The organism is Lysobacter sp. TAB13, from assembly GCF_052113885.1.
GTDB classification, from domain to species: Bacteria; Pseudomonadota; Gammaproteobacteria; order Xanthomonadales; family Xanthomonadaceae; genus Lysobacter; species Lysobacter gummosus.
The window spans coordinates 1-380 of the sequence record NZ_JBFRDR010000340.1 but is presented as its reverse complement, the minus strand read 5'-3'; the positions used below and the strand labels follow the sequence as shown (position 1 = coordinate 380).

The 380-nt window shown below is 66.6% G+C and carries 1 pseudogene; it reads left to right on the top strand.

The annotated features are described in order from the left end of the window. Nucleotides 1-380: pseudogene (locus AB4Y92_RS26445) on the top strand (RNA polymerase subunit sigma-24); the annotation flags it as partial.

The window sequence follows — 380 nt, the reverse complement described above, 5'->3', positions numbered from 1 at the left end:
CGCCTGCTGGCGCGGTTCGACGCGTTGGGCATGCCAATCCTGCTCGAGGAACAGGACCGCCTGCACTGGAATGGCGCGTTGATCGCCGAGGCGCTTGCGATGATCGACAAGGCGATCCGCCACAGAAGGCCCGGCCCTTACCAGATCCAGGCCGCGATCGCGGCGCTTCACGCGCGTGCGCAACGGCCGGAGGACACCGACTGGGCCCAGATCGAGCAGCTCTATTCGGCACTGGAACGCCGCACTCCCTCCCCTGTGGTGACGCTCAACCGCGCCGTCGCAGTCGCGAAGCTGCATGGACCGGAAGCCGCGCTCGTCCTGATCGCCCCCCTCACCGAACCACTGGCAAGCTACTTCTATTTTCACGGCGTGCGAGGTGC